The following is a 24,732-nucleotide window of genomic DNA, read 5'->3' on the forward strand; positions in this document are numbered from 1 at the left end:
GCGACGGGCGCGGCGCCCTCGACAAAAATCCGGATCAGCGCTCGAGCAGCTTGAGCTTGCCGGGCTTGCCGTCGAATTCCTTGGCTTCCGGCAGCTGGTCCTTCTTTTCGGTGATCACCGGCCAGGTCTTGGCGAGGTCGGCATTGATCTGCTTGAACTCGCCCTGGTTCTCGGGCAGGTCGTCCTCGGCGAAGATCGCCTCGGCCGGACATTCCGGCTCGCAGAGCGTGCAGTCGATGCACTCCTCGGGATCGATGACGAGGAAGTTCGGACCCTCGTGGAAACAGTCGACCGGACACACCTCGACACAATCGGTGTACTTGCACTTGATGCAGTTTTCGGTGACGACGAAGGTCATGGCGGCGGCTGAGATTTCGTGAGTACAAAAGAGAAACAAAAAAACGGCCGGCATTGTACCCGATTGAATTTGCATGGGGTCGCCCGAGGCCACACTCCGGCCATCATCGGTCTGGATGATCGCCGGCAGGCTCGCCCGGCCTTGCAATCGGGCCGACGGTCCCCAACTGCGAATGACGCTACCATGCCCCCACCCGCCCTCGGGCCGGACCACAGGACGATTTATGACTGGAACTGCCCCCTCGCTGAGCACCGGCAACACCGCGCCGCTGCTGCGCTTCGAAACCCAGCTGCTGCAACGGTCGGCCGATATCGAGGCCTGGTTCCGCAGCCAGTGGCACAAGACCGCCCCGCCGTTCTACTGCTCGGTCGACCTGCGCAACGCGGGCTTCAAGCTCGCCCCGGTCGATACCAACCTGTTCCCGGGCGGCTTCAACAACCTGAACCCGGAATTCGAATCGCTCTGCGTGCAGGCGATCCAGTCGGCCGTCGAGCGCGTGTGTCCGGACGCCAAGAGCCTGCTGCTGGTTCCCGAGAACCACACGCGCAACAAGTTCTACCTCGAAAACGTGGCGACGCTGTTCGACCTGATCCAGAAGGCCGGCTTCCACGTGCGCATCGGCTCGGTGATTCCGGATCTGCGCGAGCCCACCGACCTGACGCTCGAAATCTCGGGCCGCACGCTGCACCTGGAGCCGCTGCAGCGCAGCGGCAATCGCGTGCATCTCGCCGATTTCGATCCCTGCGTGGTGCTGCTCAACAACGATCTGTCGGCCGGCATTCCGCCGATCCTCGATGGCGTCGAACAGCAGGTGCTGCCGCCGCAGGCGCTCGGCTGGCATGCGCGGCTCAAGTCGCAGCACTTCGGCTTCTACCGCGAGGTGGCGCGCGATTTCGGTGAAGTGGCCGGCATCGATTCCTGGCTCGTCGACCCGCTGTTCCGCAACTGCGGGCAGATCAACTTCCTCAAGCGCGAAGGCGAGGAATGCCTGATCAGCAACGTCGAGCTGCTGCTCGAGGACATCAAGGCCAAGTACAAGCAGTACGACATCAAGGAAGAACCCTTCGTCATCGTCAAGGCCGACGCCGGCACCTACGGCATGGGCGTGATGACGGTGAAATCGGTCGACGACGTGCGCGAGATGAACCGCAAGGCGCGCACGCACATGGCGAGTGCGAAGGAAGGCCGCGACGTCACCGGCGCGATCATCCAGGAAGGCGTCTACACCTTCGAAACCTGGGGGCCGGAGCATCACACGGCCGAGCCGGTGGTCTACATGATCGATCGCTTCGTCGTCGGCGGCTTCTACCGCGTCAACGAAAAGCGCGGCAACCAGGAGAACCTCAACTCGCCGGGCATGTCGTTCAAGCCGCTCGCGTTCGAAAGCTGCTGCAGCCATCCCGACCGCACGCTCGCTCCCGATGCGCTGCCGAACCGCTCCTACGCCTACGGCATCGTCGCGCGCCTGGCCTTGCTCGCGGCCGCGCGTGAAGTCGCCGCGAGCCGCATGCTCGCCAAGGCCGCCTGATGAGCGCGCGTCGGCTCGGCGTGATCATGGACCCGATCGGGTCCATCAAACCGTACAAGGACACCACGCTCGCGATCATGCTCGCTGCGCAGAAGCGCGGCTGGCAGCTGCTGTACTTCGAGATGGGCGACCTATGGCTGCGCGACGGCATCGCCTGGGGCCGCGCGCGCCCGGTCACCGTGTTCGACGACAAGAAGCACTGGTACGAATTCGGCGGTGAGGCATTCACCGTCAAGCTCGGCGAGATCGATGCGATCGCGATGCGCAAGGACCCGCCGTTCGATCTCGAATACGTGACCACGACCTACCTGCTCGAACGCGCCGAAGCCCAGGGTGCGCTCGTGGTCAACAAGCCCGAATCGCTGCGCGACTGCAACGAGAAGATGTTCACGGCCTGGTTCCCCGAACTCGTGCCGCCGACCCTGTTCGCGCGCGACGCCGCGACCTTGCGCGCGTTTCATGCCGAGCATCGCGACGTCATCTACAAGCCCGTCGACGGCATGGGCGGCATGGGCATCTTCCGTGTCGGCAGCGACGGAATGAACCTCGGCTCGGTGATCGAACAGCTGACCTTGCTCGGCACGCGCACGATCGTCGCGCAGCAGTATCTGCCTGCCATCAAGGATGGCGACAAGCGAGTCCTAGTCGTCGACGGCGAGCCGGTTCCGTACTGCCTCGCCCGCGTTCCGCAGGCCGGCGAAACGCGCGGCAATCTCGCGGCGGGCGGTACCGGCGAGCCGCGTCCGCTGACCGAGCGCGATCGCCAGATCGCGCTGGCGGTCGGGCCCGAACTCAAGCGCCGCGGCCTGCTGTTCGTCGGCCTCGATGTGATCGGCGAGCACCTGACCGAAATCAACGTGACGAGCCCGACCTGTGCGCGCGAGATCGATGCGGCTTTCGGCACCGACATCGGTGGCCTACTGATCCAGGCGATCGAAAAGCGGCTGGCCTGATCGCCACCGTAAACGAACTCGCTTCATCGGTCGTGCAGTCGTCTCGCGTTCTGATGGAGACGATCCGCTGTCAAGACTCACCGCTTGCTTCGACCAAACGGCCAGAGGAATACTCGCATCATGAGCTCCGGTGAATTCCTGAAGAACCAGTTCCTCGTCGCCATGCCCGGCCTCGAGGACGAGCAGTTCAACCACACGGTGTCGCTGCTCTGCGAGCACAACGACAAGGGCGCCGTAGGCCTCGTCATCAATCGCCCGACCGAACTCGCGCTGACCGCGATGCTCGACCAGATGGGCGTCGACCACGAGAAGATGGGCGAAGACCGCCCGATCTACTGGGGCGGCCCGGTGCAGCCCGAGCGCGGCTTCGTCGTGCATCGCGAGCCGGGCGGCTGGGAGTCTTCGTTGCAAGTGCAGGAAGACCTCTACATCACCACCTCGCGCGACATACTCGGCGCGATCGGCAGCGGTGAAGGGCCCGAGCACTACATCGTCACGCTCGGCTACGCCGGCTGGGGCGCGGGCCAGCTCGAAGACGAGATCCTGCACAACTCCTGGCTCAACACGCCGGTCGATTCGTCGATCCTGTTCACGCTGCCCGCGCGCGATCGCTGGCAGGCCGCGACGCGTCTGCTTGGCGTCGACGTCACGCAGCTCACCGCCTCCGCCGGTCACGCTTGAGCGGCGGCACTTACCTGGCTTTCGACTACGGCTCCAAGCGCATCGGCGCCGCGGTCGGCGACAGCCTCACGCAGACGGCTCGTCCGCTCTCGGCGGTCGCCATGCATGCGCAGCCCGATTGGGCGGCGATCGACAAGCTGATCCACGAATGGCGGCCCGCTGCCCTGATCGTGGGCCTACCGCTCGACGAGGACGGCGGCGAACAGGCCATCACCGAACCGGCGCGGCGCTTCGCCCGCGCCTTGCAGCAGCGCAGCGGACTGCAGGTACATTTGATCGACGAGCGCTATTCCTCGCGTGCGGCCGACTACGAACTGCGCGATGCGCGTTCGAGCGGGCGCATGAATCGCCGCGTACGCAAGGGTGATCGTGATGGCCAGGCCGCGCGCATCGTGCTCGAGCAGTGGCTCGCCGAACAGGGCTGAGCCGCGCTCAGAAATCGCTGGGCCTGGTTTGTTTCCAGTGTTCCAGCGAGCTCTTGAAGTCATAGCGGAAGTCGAAGCCCCGCTCGATCAGCCAGCCCGGCACGATGTGGGTCGGGCGCCCGACCTTGCGCACGCGCTCGGGATGAATGCCGTTGAGATTCGGGTTCACCGCCTGGATGAGCCTGGCGGCCATCACGAGCAGGCTCATCGGCGCGCGAATCAGCCGCCCCTTGCTGCCGAAGACCTCGTTGATCGTCGCGATCATCTGCCCAAGCGGCATCGTCTCGCGCTCCACGTAGTTGTAGGCCACGAGCGCTTCGGGCAACGACATCGCGTAGCGCATGCTGTCGATTAGCCCGTAGATGTAGCCGTAGGATTTCCTGATCGTGCTCGCGGTCGGCAGCACGAAATAACCGCGCCGGATCGCGCGGATCATGCGCAGGATGTTGCCCGGATCGGCCGGGCCATAGATCACGCCGGGCCGAACGATCACGAGCTTGCGCGAAGCGCCGCGCGCCAGCCATTCGCGATGCATGTATTCGGCGATGAGCTTGGAGACACCGTACGGCGTGTTCGGCAGCTTGGGCGCCTGCTCGCTCGTCGCCGCAGGCGTCGGTCCGTAAATCGAGATGCTCGAAGAGAACAGGATGCGGTCGCAGCCGATCGCATCGGCCAGGGCGCAGACGTTCTCGGCACCGGCGAGGTTGGTCTCGTAATACTCGTGCGCCGCATGGCCGGGCTCGCGGTGGATGGCCGCGAAGTTGAAGACCCAGTCGACCTGCAGGCCTGCGAACAGGCTCGCATCGATCGGCTTGCGCACGTCGCAGTGCACGTAGCTCACGCCCGGGATTTCCCGCTCGGGCGGTTTGATATCGGCTAGAACGACGCGGGTGCCGGCATCGGCGACCAGGCTTTCGGCGAGATTCGTGCCTATATAGCCGGTGCCGCCGAAGATCAGTGCGATGGGCATTCTTGTTCTGGCGTCCCTGCGGAAAGTTGGCTGGCGCTGCGTCGGCTGTATGAATCAAACCGCCAGTTTGGCAGCGCGATGAAGCGAGCAGTTTATAAAAATGTAATGGATGAATCAGGTATCGAATTCACACTAGGACAGCAGTTCTACGAGACACTCAAGGCATCGCTTCGAAGGCCCGCCTGAGCTGCTCGACCCGGGCCCGGTTGCTGCCGGCGTCGTCATAGGCGAAGCGCGAGGCCGAGCGTACGTCGACGCGGCCGTTCGCGAGCATCAGCACTTCGAGATCGTCGCGCAGCGGAAAGCCGAAGCGCTTCACCACGAACACCGCATGGATATAGCCCGACTGCTCCTGCTGGATCTCGCCGCCGAGGCGTTCGACGACCTCGTGCATGATCACGTAGTTGATGCCCATGTCGCCGGTGTAGCCGAGCGCCGCGACCTTGTGCAGATCGTCCTTGGCCATCGAGGACACGCAGCTTGGCCGCTTGGGGCAGCCGGCGAACTCGCCCTTGCTCAGATACAGGTCGGGCGGCGGCGTCACTGTGTAATAGGCACCTACCGCGAGTCCGGCGACGGCGAGCAGCAGGACCAGCACGATCATGCGCAGCAGAAACTTCATGGCTTGGCTTTTTTCGATTCTTTCTTGGATGACGTGGCCGGCATTGCGGGAACCAGGCGCTGCGGATCGATGCGTGCGTCGAGCCAGCTGATGCGCCAATCCAGATGGGGTCCGGTCGCACGCCCGGTTGCTCCGGACAAAGCCACGACCTGCCCCTGCTCCACCACGTCGCCGACCTTGGCCCTGAGCTTCGACAGATGCAGAAACGCCGAGGCCAATCCGTGGCCGTGGTCGATGATGAGGGTGCCGCCGGTGTAGTACAAGTCGGGCTCGGCGAGCCTGACGACGCCGCCGGCCGGCGCTTTCACGGGCGTTCCGGTCGGCACCGCCACGTCGACGCCGTAGTGCGGCTGCTTGGACTCGCCGTTGAGAATGCGCTGCGAGCCGTAGACGCCCGAGATGCGACCCGTGCACGGCCAGATGAAGCCTTGCAGAAAATCGGTGCGCGGCGTGTCGTGGAAGCGCGCCTCGCGCACGAGGGCGGCTTCTCGCTCGATGCGCGCGCTCACCTCGGGTGGCGCGTTGACCTTGTCCTGCGGCAGGCCGTCGATGCGCTGGATCTTGTACTGGCGCGACGCGACCGCATGCGCGCTCTTGTGCGCTCTGCCGTCAGGGTCGACGACTTCGAGTTCGACGCTGGATGGCTCATCCCGATCGAGGCCGATGATGAACAGCCCATCGTCGCCGACGTTGACGCGCTGCCCCTTGAAGCGAAGCCGCGAACCCGGGGCGACGTGACCGCGCAGCAGTTCGCCCTGCTTCCACTGGCCTTCGATCTGCGGCGGCGCAGCCGTTGCGCTCAACGCGCACGACAACAGCGCGAACACAACCGCAGGGCGGGTTGAGACCCGCCGCAGTTTGCATATCGAAAGCAAACGGCGGGTCACGACCCGCCCCGCGGACTTCATCAGGCCGGCGCCTTGGCGTCGGCGGTCAGCAGCGCGATCGCATCGGCCAGCGGTATCGTCTTCTGGTACTCGACGCCGAGACGGCGCAGCGTGACGGTCTTCTCCTCGGCCTCCTTGCGGCCGACGACGACGATCACGGGCACCTTGTGCACCGAGTGCTCGCGGATCTTGTAGTTGATCTTCTCGTTGCGCAGATCGGTGTCCACGCGCAGGCCTGCGTCCTTGAGCGCTTCGGCCACTTCGGTCGCGTAGCCATCGGCATCCGAGACGATCGGCGCGACCACGGCCTGCACGGGCGCGAGCCAGATCGGCATCGCGCCGGCATGATGCTCGATCAGGATGCCGATGAAGCGCTCCATCGAACCCACGATCGCGCGATGCAGCATGATCGGACGACGCTTCAGCGAGTTCTCGTCGACGTATTCGGCGTCGAGGCGCTCGGGCATCATCGGATCGAACTGCATCGTTCCGACCTGCCAGCTGCGGCCGATCGAATCCTTCATGTGGTACTCGATCTTCGGGCCGTAGAACGCGCCCTCGCCGGGCAGCTCCTCCCATTCCACGCCCGCCGCGCGCAAGGCGGCGCGCAGTGCGTTTTCGGCCGTATCCCAGAGCTCGTCGGTGCCGAGGCGCTTGTCCGGACGCAGTGCGAGCTTGACCGCGATGTCGTCGAAGCCGAAGTCGGCGTAGACCTTCATCGCCTGCTGGTGGAAGGCGGTGACTTCGCCTTCGACCTGCTCGGGAGTGCAGAAGATGTGGCCGTCGTCCTGCGTGAACGCGCGCACGCGCATGATGCCGTGCAGGCCGCCGGAGGGTTCGTTGCGATGGCAGCCGCCGAATTCGCCGTAGCGGATCGGCAGATCGCGATAGCTGCGCAGGCCGGCGTTGTAGATCTGCACATGGCCCGGGCAATTCATCGGCTTCACTGCGTAGGTCCGTTTCTCGGACTCGGTGAAGAACATGTTTTCCTGGTAGTTGTCCCAGTGCCCCGAACGCTTCCAGAGCGACACATCCATGATCTGCGGGCCGCGCACTTCCTGATAGCCGCTGCGGCGATAAACACCGCGCACGTACTGCTCGACCGCCTGCCAGATCGCCCAGCCCTTCGGGTGCCAGAACACCATGCCAGGCGCTTCTTCCTGCTGATGGAACAGGTCGAGCTGCTTGGCGAGCTTGCGGTGATCGCGCTTCTCGGCTTCCTCGACCATCTTCAGATAGGCCTTGAGCTCGTCGTCGGTCGCGAAGGCGACACCGTAGATGCGCTGCAACTGGGCGTTGTTCGCATCGCCGCGCCAGTAGGCGCCCGAGACCTTGGTGAGCTTGAACGCGGTGCCGAGCTTGGCCGTCGAGGCCAGATGCGGGCCGCGGCACATGTCGAGCCAGTCCTGGCCCTGGCGATAGATGCTGATCTCCTCGCCGGCTGCGATGCCTTCGCTGACCCACTCGGCCTTGAACTTCTCGCCGCTCTTTTCGAAGAACTCGATCACCTGCTCGCGCGGCCAGACTTCGCGCGTGATCGGCAGATCGCGCTTGACGATGTCGCGCATGCGGTTCTCGATCACTTCGAGATCGGATTCGCTGAAGGGCTCGCTGCGCGCGAAGTCGTAGTAGAAGCCCACGTCGGTCGACGGACCAAACGTGATCTGCGTTCCGGGGAACAGCTCCTGCACCGCCTGCGCGAGCACGTGCGCCGCGTCGTGGCGGATCACGTCGAGCACTTCGGGCTTGTCGCGCGTGACGATTTCGATCCTGGCATCGCGCTCGATCGGGCGCGTCAGATCGTAGAGCTCGCCGTCGAGCTTGATCAGCGCGGCCTTCTTGGCGAGGCCGGGCGAAATGCCCTGCGCGATCGACAGGCCGGTCGGCGGCGCGTCGTAGCTTTTGACGTTACCGTCGGGGAAGGTGATTTGAATGGACATCGGCTTTCCTTCTCTGCGGGCGCGTGTTTCACGCCCGGTCATGCCTTGGTGCGAACGGCGGCTGGCGTGATGCGCCGAATCAGTTCTCGAAGCGTGGCGGCAGCCACTCCTTCAGAAATTCTTCGCGACTCATCGTCAGCAGGCGGCGTTCTTCGAGTTCGTAAGGGTCTGCGTCGTAGGAGATCGCGCGAATCATCACGCGGCCGTTTTCCGTCGGGACGATTTCACAGCCGTTTTCGGCGGCGAGGCGAATGGCGTCCGTCAGGCCCATGTGCAGCCCGGTCAGGCCGAGGCGCGCGACCGCGCCCAGGCCACGGCGGCGTCGAGCCGCGCCAACGTTCGTTCACGACCGAGCAGCGCCAGCGTCTGGTCGATCGGCGGCGACACCGCCATGCCGACGATCGCCACGCGCAGCGGCTGTGCGACCTTGCCGAGGCCCAGCTTCTCGGCTTCGGCGAAGCCGTTGACGGCCGCGTGCAAGGTCGGCGCATCCCAAGTCTCGAGCGCCTTGAGCGTCTTGTAGAGCCCGGCGAGGGCGTGCAGGCCGTCGGCGTTGAAATGCTTGGCCGCGTCCTTCTCGTTGTAGCCGCTCAGGTCGGCGTACAGGAAGTGCGACTTCTCGGCCATTTCGAGCAGCGTGCGGCAGCGCTCGCGCTGCGACAGGATCACGTCGACGAGCGACGGGCCGTTGGCCGGATCGAGGCCCATGCGGCGCAGATGCCAGTCGAACTCGGGCACGACCACTTCCGGATCGACGCTCTTGAGGTACTGGTGGTTGACCCAGTAGGCCTTCTCCATGTCGAAGCGCGCGGCGCTCGACGACACCTTCGAGAGATCGAACTTCTCGATCATCTCCTGGCGCGTGAACAGCTCCTGGTCGCCATGGCTCCAGCCCAGGCGCACGAGGTAGTTCAGCAGCGCCTCGGGCAGAAAGCCCATCGCGCGGTATTCCATGACGCCGAGCGCACCGTGGCGCTTGGACAGCTTGGCTCCGTCGGCACCGAGGATCATCGACACGTGCGCGTAGGCCGGCGGCTCGGCGCCGAGCGCCTTGAGGATGTTGATCTGGCGCGGCGTGTTGTTGACGTGGTCGTCGCCGCGGATCACGTGGGTGATGCCCATGTCCCAGTCATCGACGACGACGCAGAAGTTGTAGGTCGGCACGCCATCGGCGCGCGCGATGATCAGGTCGTCGAGTTCGGTATTCGCGAACACGATCGGGCCCTTGATCAGGTCGTCGAGCACGACCTCGCCCTCGACCGGGTTCTTGAAGCGGACCACGGGCGGCACGCCGGCCGGCGGCTCCGGCAGGGTCTTGCCGGCTTCGGGGCGCCAGCGGCCGTCGTAGCGCGGCTTTTCCTTGCGCGCCATCTGCTCGGCGCGCATGGCGTCGAGCTCTTCCCGGGTCGCGTAGCAGTAATAGGCGGTGCCGGCCGCGAGCATCTGGGCGATGACTTCCTTGTAGCGGTCAAAGCGCTGAGTCTGGTAGACCGGGTCGAAATCCGACTTCAGGCCCAGCCACTCCATGCCCTCGAAGATCGCGTCGACGGCCTCCTGGGTCGAGCGCTCGCGATCGGTGTCCTCGATGCGCAGCAGGAACTTGCCGCCGAGGTTCTTGGCGACCAGATACGAAAACAGGGCCGTGCGCGCCCCGCCGATGTGCAGGAAACCGGTCGGGCTGGGAGCAAAGCGGGTGACGGCGGACATGGTGGCGGCGGCTGGGGTCTTTTTAGAGGCGCAGGATTCTACAGCAGCCGTGGCGACAACCGCCCCCGAGACCCCGGCAAGGACTAAAATGCGGGATGAACTGTCTTTTCGTGGAACAACTCACCGTCATCGACTGCGCCTACCTCGACGCGCGGCGCGGGCTGGTCGGTGAAAGCTGGATCGTCGACGTCGAGCTGCACGGCGACCTCGACGAGCAGTCGATGGTGCTCGACTTCGGCGACGTCAAAAAGCGTCTCAAGCGCGCGATCGACGGCTCGGTCGACCATACGCTGCTGGTACCCCGGCTCGCGCCGGGGCTCACGATCGCGCATCGCGATGGCGAGGTCGAGCTGCGGTTCCAGTCCGATGCGGGCTCGATCGAGCATCGCTCGCCGTCCGTGGCGGTGAGCCTGGTCGACGCCGAATCCATCGATGCGCAGGCCGTCACCGATTATCTGCTGCCACGCCTGAAGGCCGTGGTGCCGGCCAACGTCGCCGAAATCCGCCTGAGCCTGCGCACCGAGCGCATCGACGGCGCCTATTACCATTACGTGCACGGGCTCAAGAAGCACCAGGGGCAGTGCCAGCGCATCGCCCACGGCCACCGTTCGCGCATCGAGATCCGGGTCGACGGCCTCCGCTCGCAGGCGCTCGAAACGGCGCTCGCGACGCGCTGGACCGACATCTACCTCGGCACGCGCGAAGACCTCATCGGAGCGGCCGATGGCCGGCTGCGCTTCGCCTACCGCTCGCCCGAGGGACGATTCGAGCTCTGCCTGCCCGAGAGCCGGGTCGAACTCATCGACAGCGACACCACCGTCGAGAAGCTCGCCGAGTGGATCGCCAGCCGCATGGTGGGGAACGTCATGGGCGGACAGACGGTCGAAGTAAAAGCTTACGAAGGCGTGATGAAAGGCGCCATTGCAAGTCGCAAGAACGGCGAGTCGTGAGCCGGCAAAATTCACGCATTATTCAGCGCTTGACGCGCAGCGTGGCCTCCATGAACAAGTCCTTCCCCGTCTTGAATTCCACCTTCGAGCCGCGCCGCGCCGTCGGCCTGGTTTCGACGCTGGCGGCTGCGCTCACGCTCGGCGGCTGCGCGACCTATTACCCCGATTCGTATCCGTCCTCCGGGCCCTACTACGGCGGGGGCGGTGTCGGCGCCGTTTACTCGGATCGCTATTACGACCCGTACTACTCGGGCGGCTATTACGGCTACCCGGCCTACAACTCGACGACGATTTATTACGACAGCTTCCGCCCCGGTTACGCCTATCGGCCGGGCTATGGCTATTACTACCCGGTTCCGCCGCCGCGTGGCGGGCATGACCACGACCATGATCATGATCGCGACCGTGGCCGCGGCTGGGGTGATGTCGCGCGCGAGGCCAGCGGCAACCAGAACCGCGACGATCGCGACCGTGGCAGTTCTTGGGGTGGTTCGCGCGGCAACCCGGGCAACAGCAATCCCCGTCCGAACCTGCCGTCTCCACCGTCGTCCGACAGCGGCCGTTCGAACGGCTGGCTCGGCCGCGTGACGGGCGGCAACGACAGCCGCCCTAGCGCTCCTCCGCCCGCGCGCCCGCAGTTCAGCGCACCGCCGCGCCAGGACAGCGCCCCGCGCCCGTCCGCGCCGCCGCCTCGCCCGAGTTCCGACTCGGGCTCCCGCTCACGCGGCAGCGGCTGGGGCGACAAGGCCCGCAACTCGCGCGAGCGCTGAAGCCAGCCTTTCCACGGGCGCGCACTGCCAACTGTGGAATAATGCGCGCCCGTTTTTCTGCCTCCTGCTGACATGAGCTCCGCCGACGACGTCCGTTTCTTCCCCCGTCTCTCCATCGAACAGGTCGAGGAAGGCCACGAGCTGGCGCCCAAGTTCGACGAGCACGGCCTGATTCCGTGCGTCACGACGGCGTACGGCACCGGCGAAGTCCTCATGCTCGGCTACATGAACGTCGAGGCGCTCAAGAAGACCATCCTGACCGGCGAAGCGCACTACTACAGCCGTTCGCGCAAGGTGCTCTGGCACAAGGGCGCGACCAGCGGCCTCGTGCAGAAGGTCGAAGAACTGCGCATCGACGACGACCAGGACGCCATCTGGCTGCGCGTGTCGGTCAACGGCGATGCGAGCTGCCACGTCGGCTACCGCTCCTGCTTCTACCGCTCGGTGCCGACCGACGCGCGCGGCGCGGCCGGCGAGCTGAACTTCGAAGAGCACGAGAAGGCCTTCGACCCCAAGGCCGTCTACGGCGACGCGCCGAACCCGACGATCCTCTAAGTCCCTATCAAGGCTCCGCGGGCGCGTTCCACCAGCGCAGCGTCCGCTCGCGGTAGCCTTCGACGGCCCAGCCGTCGTCCGTCGGTATTGCGAACAACGCGCCCTCCACGCCGGTGACCCGCTGTTCGGCCCCGATCGCGGCATACCGGGCCACGACTTCGGGACGCGGATGCCCGAAGCGGCTGCGCCAGCCGGCCCCGTAGAGCACCACTTTCGGCCTTACCGCCTCGACGAAAGCCTGCGACGACGAGCTCTTGCTTCCGTGATGCGGGGCGACGAGCAGATCGGCGGCGATCTCTTCGGGATGCCGCTCGATCAGCCGTCGCTCGGCCTTGCGCTCGATGTCGCCGGCCAGCAGCAGGCGGCGCGTTCCATCGCTCACGAGCAGCACGCACGAGCCCTCGTTGTCCGACCACGGCCCTTCGTCCGGGTGCAGCATGAGGAACTCCACTCCGTCCCAGTTCCAGGCCTGGCCGTCGCGGCAAGGCTGGGCCGTCAGCGCACCGTATTCGGCCTTCGCGCCGACGAAACGCCGAACCGCCTCGAGGCCACCGGCGTGATCACGATCCTCGTGCGAAATCACGAGCGCATCGAGCCTGCGAATCCCGCGCCCGAGCAGATACGGCACGACCACGCTTTCGCCCGCGTCGAAGCCCTCTTCGATCGCCGGACCGGCGTCGTAAAGCAGTGTGTGGCCTGCAGTTTGCACGACCGCCGACAAGCCCTGACCGACATCGAGCACGGCGACTTCGAAACCGCGCGCGGGCGCCGGTTGCGGCGGCCATAGCAGCGGCAGCAGGCACAGCAGGCCGAGCGGGCGCGTCGGCAAACCGCGCGGCGCGAGCAGCAACAGGGCGCCGAGCAGGGCCAGCGCGAGTGCCGGCAACGGCGGGCTCGCGGCCCACCAGCCGGCTTCGGTCCACGCGGCCAGCGCCTGCAGGTAGCGCTGGAGTTCCGACAACGCCGAGGCCGTGAGCCCGAGCAGCGGCGTTCCGAACCAGGGCCAGATCCAGTCGAGCAGCAAGGCCGCGAGCGCGATCGGGGTGACGACGGCCACCAGCGGCACCGCGATCAGGTTCACCGGCAGCGCGCTCCAGCCCATGCCGTGAAACCAGCCGAGGCTCAGCGGCAGCAGCCCGAGCGTCAGTGCCGCCTGCACGCGCAGGGCTTCGACCCAGAACGGCGCGGCCGCGAGCCGATGCAGGGTCAGGTAGAAAATCAGGCCTACGGCCCCGAACGACAGCCACAGCCCGGGGCTCAGCACCGCTTCGGGGTCGACCAGCAGCACCGCGATCCAGGCCAGTGCGAGCACCCTAAACGGATGCTGCAGCCGATCGAACCAGGCCGCTCCGAGCAGAAAGCCGAGCATCAGCGCGGCACGCTGCACCGGCGGCTCCCAGCCGGCCAGGAACGCATAGGCGACGCCGGCAACGGCGGCCGCGACCATGCCGGCTTTCTGCGTGGGCAGGCGCAGGCACAGCGGCGGCCACAGGGCCCACAGCCAGCGGCCGAGGAAGAACGCCACGCTCGCGCCGATGGCGACGTTGAAGCCGGAGATCGCCACGAGGTGCGTCGTCCCGGTTTGCCGGAACACGTCCCAATCACGGGGCGTGATCGCGGAGTCGTCTCCGATCGTCAGCGCCGCGAGCAGGGCCAGGCCCGGATGTCCGGGCAAGGCGGCGTGCAGGCGGTCGCGCAGACGCTGGCGCATCAGCAGCCAGGGCGGACCGCTCAGGCCTTCGCAGCGCTCGCCCGACTGCACGCTCGCGAGCGCTCCGACGCCTTCGCGGAACAGCCAGGCCTCGTAATCGAAAGCCCGCGGATTCATCGAGCCATGCGGCGTGCGCATGCGCAGCGCCAGGCGCCAGCACTCGCCCGCCTCGAGCTCGACGGGCGCGCGATACCAGGAGGCGCGAATCAGCGGAATCGACGCATCGTCCGCGCGAAACTGGAAACGCCAGCGTCGCTCGCCATCGATTTCATCGCGCTCGGGCAGCGCCGCGACGTGGCCGCGCAACTCGATCGTTTCGTTGTGCCGCGACGGCGGCCATCGCAGCGCGAGATCGTCCTGCACGCGCCAGACACACCAGAGCACGCCGAGCACGAACAGCGCGTAGATAGCCCGTCCGCGCCATGGCAGCAGCGCCGGAATCGCGAGCAGGCCGAGCATCCACGCGGCCGGCAGTTCGCGCAGCGCATGCACGGCCAGAATGCCGAGCGTGAACGGCAGGGCCAGCGCGATCGGACTTCGGGCGGAACGAGGCAGCGTCATCACGCCAGCGTAGCGAGGCGGCGCAATGCGCAACGCGCTGCACGTCACAAGCCGCGGTCGAGCGAGCCCGCCGGGCGCCCACTACACTCTGGCGCTTCCCTGGACACGAGCTCCGACATGACCGATCTCTCCGCCTTCCCGATCACGCGGAAATGGCCCGCCCAGCATCCCGATCGCCTGCAGCTCTACTCGCTGCCGACGCCCAATGGCGTCAAGGTGTCGATCGCGCTCGAAGAAACCGGCTTGCCCTACGAGGTGCACAAGGTCAGCTTCGATACCCAGGACCAGCTCTCACCGGAGTTCCTGTCGCTGAATCCGAACAACAAGATTCCGGCGATCCTCGATCCGAACGGCCCCGACGGCCAGCCGCTGGCCTTGTTCGAATCTGGCGCGATCCTGGTCTACCTGGCCGACAAGACCGGCCAGCTGATGCCGCGCGATGCGGCCCGGCGCTACGAGACGCTGCAGTGGCTGATGTTCCAGATGGGCGGTGTCGGACCGATGTTCGGGCAGCTCGGCTTCTTCCATAAGTTCGCCGGCAAGGACTACGAGGACAAGCGCCCACGCGATCGCTACGTGGCCGAGAGCCAGCGCCTGCTCGGCGTGCTCGATCGGCATCTCGAGTCGCGCCGCTGGCTCATCGGCGACGAGTACACGATCGCGGACATCGCGGTGTTTCCGTGGGTGCGCAATCTGATCGGCTTCTACGGCGCCGGCGAGATCGTCGGCTTCGAGCGCTTCAAGAACGTGCGCCGCGTGCTCGATGCCTTCGTTGCGCGGCCGGCGGTGGTTCGTGGATTGACGATTCCGTCCTGAGAAACCCTAGGGTCTCGTTCAGCCCGGCGACGTACCGGTCAACTCGTCGTGCCGCTGCAGGCGGCCCGTATCGAGCGTCCAGATGCGATCCATGCGCGAGGCCAGGCCGAGGTCGTGGGTCACGACGACGAGGCTGGTGCCGAGTTCGCGATTGAGCTCGAGCATGAGCTCGAATACGCGATCGGCCGTGCGGGAGTCGAGGTTGCCGGTCGGCTCGTCGGCGAGCACACAGTCGGGCTTGGTCACGAGCGCGCGCGCGACCGCGGCGCGCTGGCGTTCGCCGCCCGACAGCTCGCCGGGCTTGTGCTGCAAACGCTGGCCGAGGCCGACGCGCTCGAGCAGATCGCCGGCCTGCTTGCGCGCGCTGGCGAGCTCCGTGCGCCGGATCAGCAGCGGCATCATCACGTTCTCGAGCGCGGTGAACTCGGGCAGCAGGTGATGAAACTGGTAGACGAAGCCGAGCCGCTGGTTGCGCAGCTGCCCGCGCGCCGCATCCGACAACGCCGACATGCGCTCGCCCGCGACGAACACTTCGCCCGCCGTCGGCGAATCGAGCCCGCCGAGCACGTGCAGCAGCGTCGATTTGCCGCTGCCCGAGGCGCCGACGATGGCCACGCGCTCGCCGCGGCGCAGTTCGAAGTCGACGTTGTCGAGCACCTTGAGATTCAAGCGGCCGTCGTCGAAGGTCTTCGACAGGCCCTTGGCGCGGATGATGGGCGTTTCGCCGGTCACGGTAGTCGGGTTCCTATTCATAGCGCAGCGCTTCGGCCGGCTGCACGCGCGAAGCGCGCCAGGCCGGATACAGCGTCGACAGCAGGCCCAGCGCGAGCGACAGCATGCTGATGCGGATCACGTCGCTGGACTTGAGCTCGGACGGCAGGTCGCTGATGTAGTAGACCTCGGGCGACAGGAACTGATGCCCGGTCAGCGCCTGCAGCAGCGGCACGAGGCGCTCGACGTTGAGCGCCAGGCTTACGCCGCCGACCACGCCGATCACCGTGCCGATGATGCCGATCAGCGAGCCCTGCACCATGAAGATCGCCATGATCGAACGAGGGCTCGCGCCGAGCGTGCGCAGGATCGCGATGTCGGCCTGCTTGTCCTGCACCACCATCACCAGCGTCGAGACGATGTTGAACGCGGCGACGCCGACGATCAGCGACAGGATGATGAACATCACCATCTTCTCGGTCGCCACCGCGCTGAAGAAATTCGCGTGGCTGCGCGTCCAGTCGTTGACGTAATAGATGCCTTGCAGCTGCCCGGCGAGCTCGCGCGACACCGCCGGCGCCTTGAACATGTCGTGCAGCTTGATGCGCACGCCGGTCACGGTGTCGCCCATGCGGTACAGCGATTGCGCATCGCCGAGATGGATCAGCACGAGCGTGCGATCGAACTCGTACATGCCGACCTTGAAGATGCCCGACACAGTGAAGCGCCGGAAGCGCGGCAGCACGCCGGCCGGCGTCACGCTGGCCTGCGGAATCATGAGATCGACCTTGTCGCCCGGCGTCACCCCGAGCACCTGCGCGAGCTCGTAGCCGATGACGATGTTGAACGAGCCGGCCTTGAGATCGTCGAGCGAGCCCGCGACCATCTTGTCGCCGATATCGGAAACGCCGCGCTCCTCGCCGGGCAGCACGCCGCGCAGCATCGTGCCCGACAGCCCGCTGCCGAGCCGCAGCATGCCCTCGCCTTCGACGTAGGGAGCCACGGCCTCGACGTCGGGATTCTTGCGCACCGTGTCCGCCACACCGGACCAGTCGGCGAGCCCGCCTTCGAAGGCCGAGATCGTGGCGTGTGAGGCCATGCCGAGGATGCGCGTGCGCAGCTCGCGCTCGAAGCCGTTCATGACCGAGAGCACGGTGATCAGCGCGGTCACGCCGATGCCGATGCCGAGCATCGAGGCGAACGAGATGAACGATATGAAGTGATTACGCCGCTTGGCCCGCGTGTAACGCAGGCCGGCGAAGAGTTCGTAGGGGTGTCGCATGGGCGGGCATTAGATCATAGGAGCCCTCGGCTCAGTCGCGAGCGGAGGCACCTGCTGCGAAATCGGGACGAGGTGAAGGCCCAGCACGCCGTCGATCACCGTCCTGCGCCCAGGTGTCGCGCAGGTCCCGTTCGTTGCGGCTGGCAATGGTTATAGTTCGGCCATGCGCTTCGACGAGCCCTTGCCATGATCAAGCCCGCAGCCCTGTTGTCGATGCTCGCCGCGATGTCGGCCCAGGCGGAGGAACTCGTGATGCCGGCAGGCTCGCAGCCCACTCCGATTGCGACTGCAGCACCCGCGTCGGGCGGCCTGCCGGACAAAGGCGAGAGCATGCAGGCCGTCAGCCGGCAATTCGGCGAGCCCAGGCAGCGTCACGCGGCGGTGGGAGGGGATTCACCCCGGCATCCCCCGATCACGCGCTGGGATTACGATGGCTTCTCGGTGTTCTTCGAGAACCAGCACGTGATTCACGCGGTAAGGCCGGACGCACCGGCTCCGCTCGCCCGGCGCGACGGTCTCAGCGGAGGTTGAGGGACGAAGGCGGGTCGAGACCCGCCACACGCCGTTGCTCGGACGGCGGCAGGCAGGCGCGACCCGCCCCGTGGTCGGCTTGGACTACTCAGCGCTTGCAGGACGGATCGGTCGTATCCGCGCACTTCTGGATCGCTTCACCGCCAGCCTCGATGTCTTTGCCAGCGCCTTCCATGGTGTTGCAGGCGGTCAGGAACAGCGAGCCCGTGAGCATCAGCAGGGTCGCGGCGGTGCCGAACAGCGGTTTGAAGGTTTTCATGACGAGTCCTTTCGTTGGGTGCTGCTTTTCGTGACGGGCTCGAGGCCCGCCGGCAGCATGCCCTCGAACAACTGAACGGTTTCCGGCCGGCGCCCGGCCGCATTCCCGCTGACATCATTCCGGTGTAAGGTCGCGGCCCTCGCCGCTCCCCGATTCAAGGCCATGCCCCGTAATTTCCTGCCGCCCGAATGGGCTCCCCAGTCCGCCGTGATGCTGACCTGGCCGCGCGCCGACGGTGATTTCGCGCGCCACTTCGAGGCCGTGGAAGCCAATTTCGTCGCCATCGCGGTCGCCGTCAGCCGGCACCAGGAAGTGCACATCAACTACGGGCTCGATCCGGCCAAGCTGCGCGACCGGCTGATCCAGGCCGGGGCGCATCCGGCGCGGCTGCGCGTCTACCGCGTCGAATCCGACGACGTCTGGGCCCGCGACCACGGCCCGATCACGGTGATTCGCGACGGCCGGCTCGTGCACCTGGATTTCACCTTCAACGGCTGGGGCAACAAGTTCTCGGCGGAGCGCGACAATGCGCTCACGCGCAAGCTCGCCGGCCTCGGCGCCTGGAGCGCGCCGGTCGAGACGGTGGATTTCGTACTCGAAGGCGGCGGTATCGAAGTCGACGGCTGCGGCGCCCTGCTGACCACCGAGCGCTGCCTGCTCGCGCCGACGCGCAACCCGCAGCTGACGCGCGAAGGCATCGAAGCCGTGCTCAAGCGCGAATTCGGCATCGAGCGCGTGCTCTGGCTCAAGCACGGCGACCTGCTCGGCGACGACACCGACGGCCACGTCGACACCATCGCCCGCTTCTGCGATGCGCACACGATCGCGTACCAGGGCTGCAGCGATCCGTCCGACGCGCATTACGAAGACTTGAAGGCCCTCGCCGACGAACTCGCCGCGCTGCGCACGCGCGACGGCAGCCCGTACGATCTCGTCGAACTGCCGCTGCCCGCTCCGATCTTCGACGAAGACGGCCAGCGCCTGCCGGCCGGCTATGCGAACTTCCTGATCATGAACAACTGCGTGCTCGTACCGATCTACGGCGACGCCAACGACGAGCCCGCGCTGTCGAAGCTGCGTGAGGTTTTCGAGGACCGCGAAGTGCTTGGCATCGACTGCCGCGCCCTCATCCTGCAGTACGGCGGCCTGCACTGCGTGACCATGCAGATTCCGCAGGCGCCCGCACGCGGCTGAGCGGTTTCGCTGAGCGGTTTCGCTGAGCGGTTTTGAATTGAGGTAGAAGACCCATGGCATCGAAGAAAACCCTGCGCGTCGGCATCGTCCAGCAAGCCTGCACCGACGATCGCGAACACAATCTCTCGGTCTCGGCCGCCGCCGTGCGCGACGCCGCGGCGCGTGGCGCGCAGCTCGTGCTGCTGCAGGAGCTGCACACGGGCCTGTATTTCTGCCAGCACGAGTCGACCGAGCTGTTCGACCTGGCCGAGCCGATTCCGGGGCCGTCGACGAAATTCCTCGGCGAACTCGCCAAGGAGCTCGGCATCGTCATCATCGGCTCGCTGTTCGAGCGCCGCGCGCCGGGGCTTTATCACAACACCGCCGTCGTGCTCGAGAGCAACGGTAGCCTCGCCGGCGTGTATCGCAAGATGCACATCCCGGACGATCCGGGCTACTACGAGAAGTTCTACTTCACGCCGGGCGACCTGGGCTTCAAGCCGATCGAAACCAGCCTCGGCAAGCTCGGCATCCTGGTCTGCTGGGATCAGTGGTATCCCGAAGGCGCGCGGCTGATGGCGCTGGCCGGCGCGGACCTGCTGTTCTATCCGACCGCGATCGGCTGGAACCCCGAAGACACGCAGGAAGAGCAGGCCCGCCAGCGCGATGCCTGGATCACCATCCAGCGCTCGCACGCGGTCGCCAACGGCCTGCCCGTGATCGTCGCGAATCGCTGCGGCCACGAGTCCGACCCGACCGGCTCGCTCAAGGGCGCGACGTTCTGGGGATCGAGCTTCGCGGTCGGCCCGCAGGGCGAATTCATCGCCCAGGCCGGCACCGAGAAGCCCGAGACGCTCGTCGTCGACGTCGATCTCGCGCGCTCGGAAAACGTGCGCCGCTGGTGGCCGTTCCTGCGCGACCGGCGCATCGATGCGTATGAGGATATGGTGAAGCGGTATCGGGATTAGCTTCGCCGTTCCCCTCTCCCGCTCGAGGGAGAGGGGTGGCGCGCAGCGCCGGGTGAGAGAGCACGCAGGAACCTTGCGCTGCTGACCTACGGTGTTCCCTCACTCCCCGCCTTCGGCGGGACTCTCTCCCGCACGCGGGAGAGAGGAACGTCAACGACTCAGTTCAACAGCTCACTCGCTGGCGTATACGCATAACCCAAGTCTTCGGCCACGGCCTTGTACGTGATCCTGCCCGTGTGCACGTTGAGGCCTTCGCGCAGATACGCATCATCCTTGAGCGCCTGCTTGTAGCCCTTGTTCGCCAGCGCGAGCGCAAACGGCAAGGTCGCATTGGTCAGTGCGAACGTCGAGGTACGCGCGACCCCGCCCGGCATGTTGGCGACGCAGTAATGCACGACGCCTTCTTCGAGATACGTCGGGTTCTGGTGCGTGGTCGGGCGCGAGGTTTCGAAGCAGCCACCCTGGTCGATCGCCACGTCGACGATGACCGCGCCATTCTTCATCGCACGCAGATGCTCGCGAGTGACGAGCTTGGGCGCGGCGGCGCCCGGCACCAGCACCGCACCAATCACGAGATCGGCCTGCTGCGTGTACTGCTCTACCGCGTCGACGGTCGAATAGATGGTGTTGAGCCGGCCCTGGAACAGCGAATCGAGCTGATTCAGGCGCGACAGCGAGCGATCGAGCACCGTCACGTTCGCGCCCATGCCGACCGCGATGCGCGCCGCGTTGTAGCCGACCACGCCCCCACCGATCACGAGCACCTCGGCCGCCGCGACGCCCGGCACGCCACCGAGCAGCACGCCATTGCCGCCCTGCGCCTTCTCCATCGCATGCGCTCCGGCCTGGATCGACATGCGGCCGGCGACTTCGCTCATCGGAGCGAGCAGCGGCAGCCCGCCGCGCGGATCGGTCACGGTTTCATACGCGATGGCGATGCAGCCAGACTCGACCAGCGCCTGGGTTTGCGCGGGATCGGGAGCTAGGTGCAGATAGGTGAACAGCAGCTGGTTCTCGCGAAGCAGCTTGCACTCGACCGGCTGCGGCTCCTTCACCTTGATGACCATCTCGGCGCGCGCGAAGATTTCTTCGGCGCTCGAGACGATCTCCGCACCCGCGGCACGGAACACCTCATCGGTGATGCCGATGCCACTGCCAGCGCCAGCCTGCACCATCACCTGGTGCCCGTGAGCCTTGAGTTCCTTGACACCAGCCGGCGTCAGGCCGACGCGGTACTCGTGGACTTTGATTTCTTTGGGCGTGCCGATGAGCATTGAATAATCTCCGGATGACCCAGGGAATTATTCCATAGCACCTCAGCCTGAACCTGAGAAGAAACCTCCAGTGTGTAGAGCTCCATCGGCGCAGTTTGTCCACCTCGAGAGCTCAAGCTTGCCCCTTTGTCCGTGGCCCGATCACCTGGCTGCTATACGACTTCATCATCCACCGCCAACACACTCGATCCCCGTAGCGGTGACAGGTATCAGCTTGCGCGTGATGAAGCCGCTTGGCGTGGTTGTCGTGATGGTGACGTTGCCGGTGCCAGCGCATCCCGAGCCAACCAACGTAAACGAATAGGTGTTCGGTGTTCCGCGTCCACTGAAAGTGCTGTCCTGCTGCGTATAGCTCGCGGGCTCCGCGATAGAGCCGTAATCGGTCGTTGCGGCGATCGTGGTACCAGCTGCCATGTTCTGTTGGGCGGAATCCTGGATCACCACTTCGAAGGCCACGGAACTGGTCGCGCTCAAAGTCAGTGCCGTTGAACTTGGCGTAATGGTCGCCGTGGATCCGGACATGACAATCACAATATCCTGATTGACGAACAGAGTCTTGGCCGTGTCGCAGCCCGTCCTGCAGAGTGGGCCGGTGAAACTGTCACTGACGGGGTCGAAAACACCGTTGCCGTTGAAATCGACAAACTCCTCGGTTGACGGATCGCGTGCCCCGTTTTCGTTGCGATCCAGGAAAGGCTCCGTAATGTCGCCAAAGCTCTCGCCGGCGTCGAATGCTCCATTGCCATTCAGATCGGTGAAGCTTTCTTCTCCGATGGCGGTCGCCAAGATGGTGTACCGATGATCGGAAACCCGGGGATTCTGGCTGGTAAAGGTGACGCTGCACGCCCCTCCGCTTGTCGTACATTGAGGTTCCACCGAGCCACCTTCGGTGCGGAAGCTCACCGCCGTTCCGTCAGGCACCGGGTTGTTGAATCGATCGGCCAGACGCACGGTCAGGATCGACTTCACGCCATCGCGATTTTGCCCCTCGATGTTGAGAACATCGGCTGCAAGCGAGAAGCTGTCCTGATCCGGAATTCCAGTCGAAATGGTGAGCGCATCGGAACGAGCGTTGACCGTCGTCGTACCACTGGTGGCCGTTGCCGTCACTCGGACAGTCGTGTGAACCGTGCCCGAGGACACCGCCACCGAGACCGTGCCGTCGCTCGCGCTCACCGCGGAAGTCCGGTCCAGCGTGATGCCGCCGACTGTCGTGTCCAAAGCGAAAGTAACGATCTGATCAGGTTTTACGTCGCCCTTGTTGTCGAGCACTTTGAAAACTACCGTGGATGTTTCAGGCTGCCCTACACCAGTTCCCTTGATGCCAATCGCTGTAGGCGTCGCCGATACGAAATTGATCGACTGCAGCGGCCCGGCGGGCGGCGGTGTGGTGGTCGACCCAACCGTGTAAATCACCGCCGCCGATGCGCTGGTCACCACCCCTTTCGGAGTCGTCACCTTGACCGTGAACACACCGCTGGTAGAGGTGGCCTGATTGTCTGGCGGCCTAACAACGAATCCGTACGAGAACGGGCCGTTAAATGTCGAACAGGCTTGCGTGTAGGACGCATCGCCAACCACGCTGCCGAACGAGGTGGTGGCTTCGATCTTGGTCCCCCCCGGCATTGGCTGGTTGGCGCTGTCGCTGACGGCGAACTGCACGAACTTCGCTCCATTGCTGAGATCGATCGTGCCGGGCCCCACGATGTTGGCAACCGAACCCGACATGATGATCGGCACCGAGTTGCGAACCGACAACGAGGTCGCGCTATCGCAGCCGCTGTCGCACAACACGCCGGTGAAATTGCCGCTGGGGGCGTCGAAGTTTCCGCTGTTATTGAAGTCGATGAACTCCTCGTCGCTGTCGCGCACAAAGTTTTCGTTCTTATCCAGGAAGGCTTCGCCCAAATCGACGAACGCCTCTCCAGAGTTGTACCGACCATTTCCATTCGCATCAGTAAAGCTTTCTTCGCCCACCGCCGTTGCCAGAATGGTGACGCGATGGTCGCTGGTACGGGGGTTTGACGAAGCGAAGTTGACCGAACAGCCGCCACCCGTGGTCAGGCACTGGGGCTGGACCTGTCCACCCTCGGCACGAAAACTGATCGCCGTGCCGTCCGGAACCGGGTTGTTGAAACGATCGGCAGCCAGGATATTCACGTTCGTCGTAGTGCCGTCGTAGTCCCCTCCCTCGATGTTGAAACAACCGACGCTGATCGAAAAACTGTCCTGGTCAGCCAGGCCGGTGGAGATCACGAGCGAATCGGACTGCGCCGGCGGTATACCCGCCACCGGGTTTCCCGCGCTATCGATGATGGTGGCCGTGACTCGTACGCTGGTCGCCACCGTTCCTGAGCTAACCGTGGTCTGCACAACACCCGAAGTGTTGGATGTGCCCGTCGTCGGAGCCAGCGTAATGCCACCGGCCGCGGTATCCAGCGAGAATCTCACGCTTTGCCCCGAGACCGGGCCACCGGCGCTGTTGGTCAGCGTGAACCTGACGACCGAGGTCTGTGGATCACCCGTGCCCTTGATCCGGATGTTGTTAGGCGTCGCCGAGCTAAATTGGATCGCGCTCGGCGGGGCGGCCTGAACCCTGATAGTGCCGCTCGCGGTAATGGTGGAATCGCCGATCGTAGCGGTTGCGGTAATGACGTCGTCCCCCGCGCACCCGAGTGCCGAATAGGTGCCCGCAGCCGAGCCAGTCGAAGTCACTACGGGGTTGGGAGAGATCGAGGCGGTGTTCTGGCTCACGCACTGCGACGAGAACACAACAGATACGGAATCGGTTACGAGCGCGTTGCCGTGAGCAGTATCGACGATATCGACCCGCAAGCCTGAGCTTCCACCGGCAGCCAACGGCGATTGCGACACCGCGATAATCCCGGATGAGAAGGTGCCCCCGTCCAAGATACCGAGCCGATAGACCGATCCGGTCGGATTTCCCCCACCTCCCCCCCCATCATCGTCACCCTCGGTGTACCCGCCGCCTCCGCCGCCACAGGCGGCCAGCAGCATCGACATCAGCAAGGCGGTGACTTTGAGTTGTTTCATGATCGCTCCGACGATGCGGCGGCATGGGCAGGCGGATGCTACCGCC

The 24,732-nt window shown here is 65.4% G+C and carries 24 protein-coding genes; 11 read left to right on the forward strand and 13 right to left on the reverse strand.

The genetic code is table 11. From position 1 onward, the window contains the following. Positions 1–34: 34 nt before the first annotated feature. On the reverse strand, positions 35–358 hold the full coding sequence (gene fdxA, locus AC3WUM_RS24565; RefSeq protein ID WP_492413889.1) for a ferredoxin FdxA: 324 nt from the start codon (positions 356–358) through the stop codon (positions 35–37). Between the two features lie 223 nt (positions 359–581). Here fdxA and gshA point away from each other — a divergent pair, with 223 nt between their 5' ends. The 4 genes from gshA (at position 582) to ruvX (ending at position 3,945) form a co-directional block, all read left to right on the forward strand. Beyond that, complete coding sequence (gene gshA, locus AC3WUM_RS24570) at positions 582–1,886, forward strand: glutamate--cysteine ligase (protein WP_492413891.1); 1,305 nt, start codon at positions 582–584, stop codon at positions 1,884–1,886. Further along, positions 1,886–2,839: a glutathione synthase gene (gshB, locus tag AC3WUM_RS24575; RefSeq protein ID WP_492413893.1), complete on the forward strand. Its 954-nt coding sequence runs from the start codon at positions 1,886–1,888 to the stop codon at positions 2,837–2,839. The genes gshA and gshB overlap by 1 nt, the downstream gene beginning before the upstream one ends. 120 nt (positions 2,840–2,959) lie before the next feature. Beyond that, on the forward strand, positions 2,960–3,520 hold the full coding sequence (locus AC3WUM_RS24580) for a YqgE/AlgH family protein (protein WP_492413895.1): 561 nt from the start codon (positions 2,960–2,962) through the stop codon (positions 3,518–3,520). Continuing rightward, positions 3,517–3,945, forward strand: a complete 429-nt coding sequence (gene ruvX, locus AC3WUM_RS24585; protein ID WP_492413897.1) for a Holliday junction resolvase RuvX — start codon at positions 3,517–3,519, stop codon at positions 3,943–3,945. The genes AC3WUM_RS24580 and ruvX overlap by 4 nt, the downstream gene beginning before the upstream one ends. Before the next feature lie 7 nt (positions 3,946–3,952). Here the strand turns inward: ruvX and AC3WUM_RS24590 are convergent, their stop codons facing one another. The 6 genes from AC3WUM_RS24590 to gltX all read right to left on the reverse strand — a co-directional run bounded on the left by AC3WUM_RS24590 (position 3,953) and on the right by gltX (position 10,071). After that, the gene (locus AC3WUM_RS24590; RefSeq protein WP_492413898.1) at positions 3,953–4,915 is read right to left on the reverse strand and encodes an NAD-dependent epimerase/dehydratase family protein; all 963 of its coding nucleotides are present in this window, start codon (positions 4,913–4,915) and stop codon (positions 3,953–3,955) included. 157 nt (positions 4,916–5,072) lie between these two features. Beyond that, positions 5,073–5,537, reverse strand: coding sequence for a DUF1499 domain-containing protein (locus AC3WUM_RS24595; RefSeq protein ID WP_492413900.1), 465 nt, complete (start codon positions 5,535–5,537; stop codon positions 5,073–5,075). Then, complete coding sequence (locus AC3WUM_RS24600) at positions 5,534–6,340, reverse strand: M23 family metallopeptidase (protein ID WP_492413902.1); 807 nt, start codon at positions 6,338–6,340, stop codon at positions 5,534–5,536. Before AC3WUM_RS24600 ends, AC3WUM_RS24595 begins: the two co-directional genes overlap by 4 nt. A 104-nt stretch (positions 6,341–6,444) precedes the next feature. After that, positions 6,445–8,364 (reverse strand): threonine--tRNA ligase, encoded by a 1,920-nt coding sequence (thrS, locus tag AC3WUM_RS24605; RefSeq protein ID WP_492413904.1) that lies wholly within the window; start codon positions 8,362–8,364, stop codon positions 6,445–6,447. Between the two features lie 79 nt (positions 8,365–8,443). Further along, positions 8,444–8,635, reverse strand: a complete 192-nt coding sequence (locus AC3WUM_RS24610) for a hypothetical protein (protein WP_492413906.1) — start codon at positions 8,633–8,635, stop codon at positions 8,444–8,446. Positions 8,636–8,646: 11 nt separating this feature from the next. Further along, complete coding sequence (gltX, locus tag AC3WUM_RS24615; protein ID WP_492413908.1) at positions 8,647–10,071, reverse strand: glutamate--tRNA ligase; 1,425 nt, start codon at positions 10,069–10,071, stop codon at positions 8,647–8,649. 95 nt (positions 10,072–10,166) lie between these two features. Between gltX and AC3WUM_RS24620 the strand changes: the two genes are divergently transcribed. The 3 genes from AC3WUM_RS24620 to hisI all read left to right on the forward strand — a co-directional run bounded on the left by AC3WUM_RS24620 (position 10,167) and on the right by hisI (position 12,346). Further along, complete coding sequence (locus AC3WUM_RS24620) at positions 10,167–11,021, forward strand: 6-pyruvoyl trahydropterin synthase family protein (RefSeq protein WP_492413909.1); 855 nt, start codon at positions 10,167–10,169, stop codon at positions 11,019–11,021. A 50-nt stretch (positions 11,022–11,071) separates the two neighbouring features. Further along, positions 11,072–11,791, forward strand: coding sequence for a hypothetical protein (locus tag AC3WUM_RS24625; protein ID WP_492413911.1), 720 nt, complete (start codon positions 11,072–11,074; stop codon positions 11,789–11,791). Positions 11,792–11,863: 72 nt separating this feature from the next. After that, the gene (gene hisI / locus AC3WUM_RS24630) at positions 11,864–12,346 is read left to right on the forward strand and encodes a phosphoribosyl-AMP cyclohydrolase (protein ID WP_492413913.1); all 483 of its coding nucleotides are present in this window, start codon (positions 11,864–11,866) and stop codon (positions 12,344–12,346) included. Between the two features lie 7 nt (positions 12,347–12,353). Here hisI and AC3WUM_RS24635 read toward each other — a convergent pair whose 3' ends face one another. Beyond that, positions 12,354–14,618: a DNA internalization-related competence protein ComEC/Rec2 gene (locus tag AC3WUM_RS24635; RefSeq protein WP_492413915.1), complete on the reverse strand. Its 2,265-nt coding sequence runs from the start codon at positions 14,616–14,618 to the stop codon at positions 12,354–12,356. Positions 14,619–14,735: 117 nt separating this feature from the next. On the opposite strand from AC3WUM_RS24635, the gene AC3WUM_RS24640 reads away from it, so the two are divergent. Continuing rightward, the gene (locus AC3WUM_RS24640) at positions 14,736–15,434 is read left to right on the forward strand and encodes a glutathione S-transferase N-terminal domain-containing protein (RefSeq protein WP_492413917.1); all 699 of its coding nucleotides are present in this window, start codon (positions 14,736–14,738) and stop codon (positions 15,432–15,434) included. Positions 15,435–15,452: 18 nt separating this feature from the next. Here the strand turns inward: AC3WUM_RS24640 and lolD are convergent, their stop codons facing one another. Together lolD and AC3WUM_RS24650 are read right to left on the reverse strand one after the other, a co-directional pair. Beyond that, a complete protein-coding gene (gene lolD, locus AC3WUM_RS24645) occupies positions 15,453–16,187 on the reverse strand; it encodes a lipoprotein-releasing ABC transporter ATP-binding protein LolD (protein ID WP_492413919.1) in 735 nt (244 codons plus the stop codon). Then, positions 16,180–17,427 carry a lipoprotein-releasing ABC transporter permease subunit gene (locus AC3WUM_RS24650; protein WP_492413920.1) on the reverse strand — a complete coding sequence of 416 codons (1,248 nt, stop codon included), beginning with the start codon at positions 17,425–17,427 and terminating at the stop codon, positions 16,180–16,182. Before AC3WUM_RS24650 ends, lolD begins: the two co-directional genes overlap by 8 nt. 186 nt (positions 17,428–17,613) lie before the next feature. On the opposite strand from AC3WUM_RS24650, the gene AC3WUM_RS24655 reads away from it, so the two are divergent. Continuing rightward, a complete protein-coding gene (locus AC3WUM_RS24655) occupies positions 17,614–17,958 on the forward strand; it encodes a phosphodiesterase (protein WP_492413922.1) in 345 nt (114 codons plus the stop codon). A gap of 88 nt (positions 17,959–18,046) precedes the next feature. Here AC3WUM_RS24655 and AC3WUM_RS24660 read toward each other — a convergent pair whose 3' ends face one another. Beyond that, positions 18,047–18,217: an entericidin A/B family lipoprotein gene (locus tag AC3WUM_RS24660; protein WP_492413924.1), complete on the reverse strand. Its 171-nt coding sequence runs from the start codon at positions 18,215–18,217 to the stop codon at positions 18,047–18,049. Positions 18,218–18,379: 162 nt separating this feature from the next. Here AC3WUM_RS24660 and AC3WUM_RS24665 point away from each other — a divergent pair, with 162 nt between their 5' ends. Continuing rightward, positions 18,380–19,411, forward strand: a complete 1,032-nt coding sequence (locus tag AC3WUM_RS24665) for an agmatine deiminase family protein (protein WP_492413926.1) — start codon at positions 18,380–18,382, stop codon at positions 19,409–19,411. Positions 19,412–19,464: 53 nt separating this feature from the next. Continuing rightward, positions 19,465–20,358, forward strand: coding sequence for a carbon-nitrogen hydrolase (locus AC3WUM_RS24670; protein ID WP_492413928.1), 894 nt, complete (start codon positions 19,465–19,467; stop codon positions 20,356–20,358). A 158-nt stretch (positions 20,359–20,516) separates the two neighbouring features. Here AC3WUM_RS24670 and ald read toward each other — a convergent pair whose 3' ends face one another. Further along, positions 20,517–21,632 (reverse strand): alanine dehydrogenase, encoded by a 1,116-nt coding sequence (gene ald, locus AC3WUM_RS24675; protein ID WP_492413930.1) that lies wholly within the window; start codon positions 21,630–21,632, stop codon positions 20,517–20,519. Between the two features lie 165 nt (positions 21,633–21,797). After that, positions 21,798–24,686: a hypothetical protein gene (locus AC3WUM_RS24680; protein ID WP_492413932.1), complete on the reverse strand. Its 2,889-nt coding sequence runs from the start codon at positions 24,684–24,686 to the stop codon at positions 21,798–21,800. Positions 24,687–24,732: the final 46 nt, after the last annotated feature.

This window comes from Hydrocarboniphaga sp. FW305-C-57 (assembly GCF_058783045.1).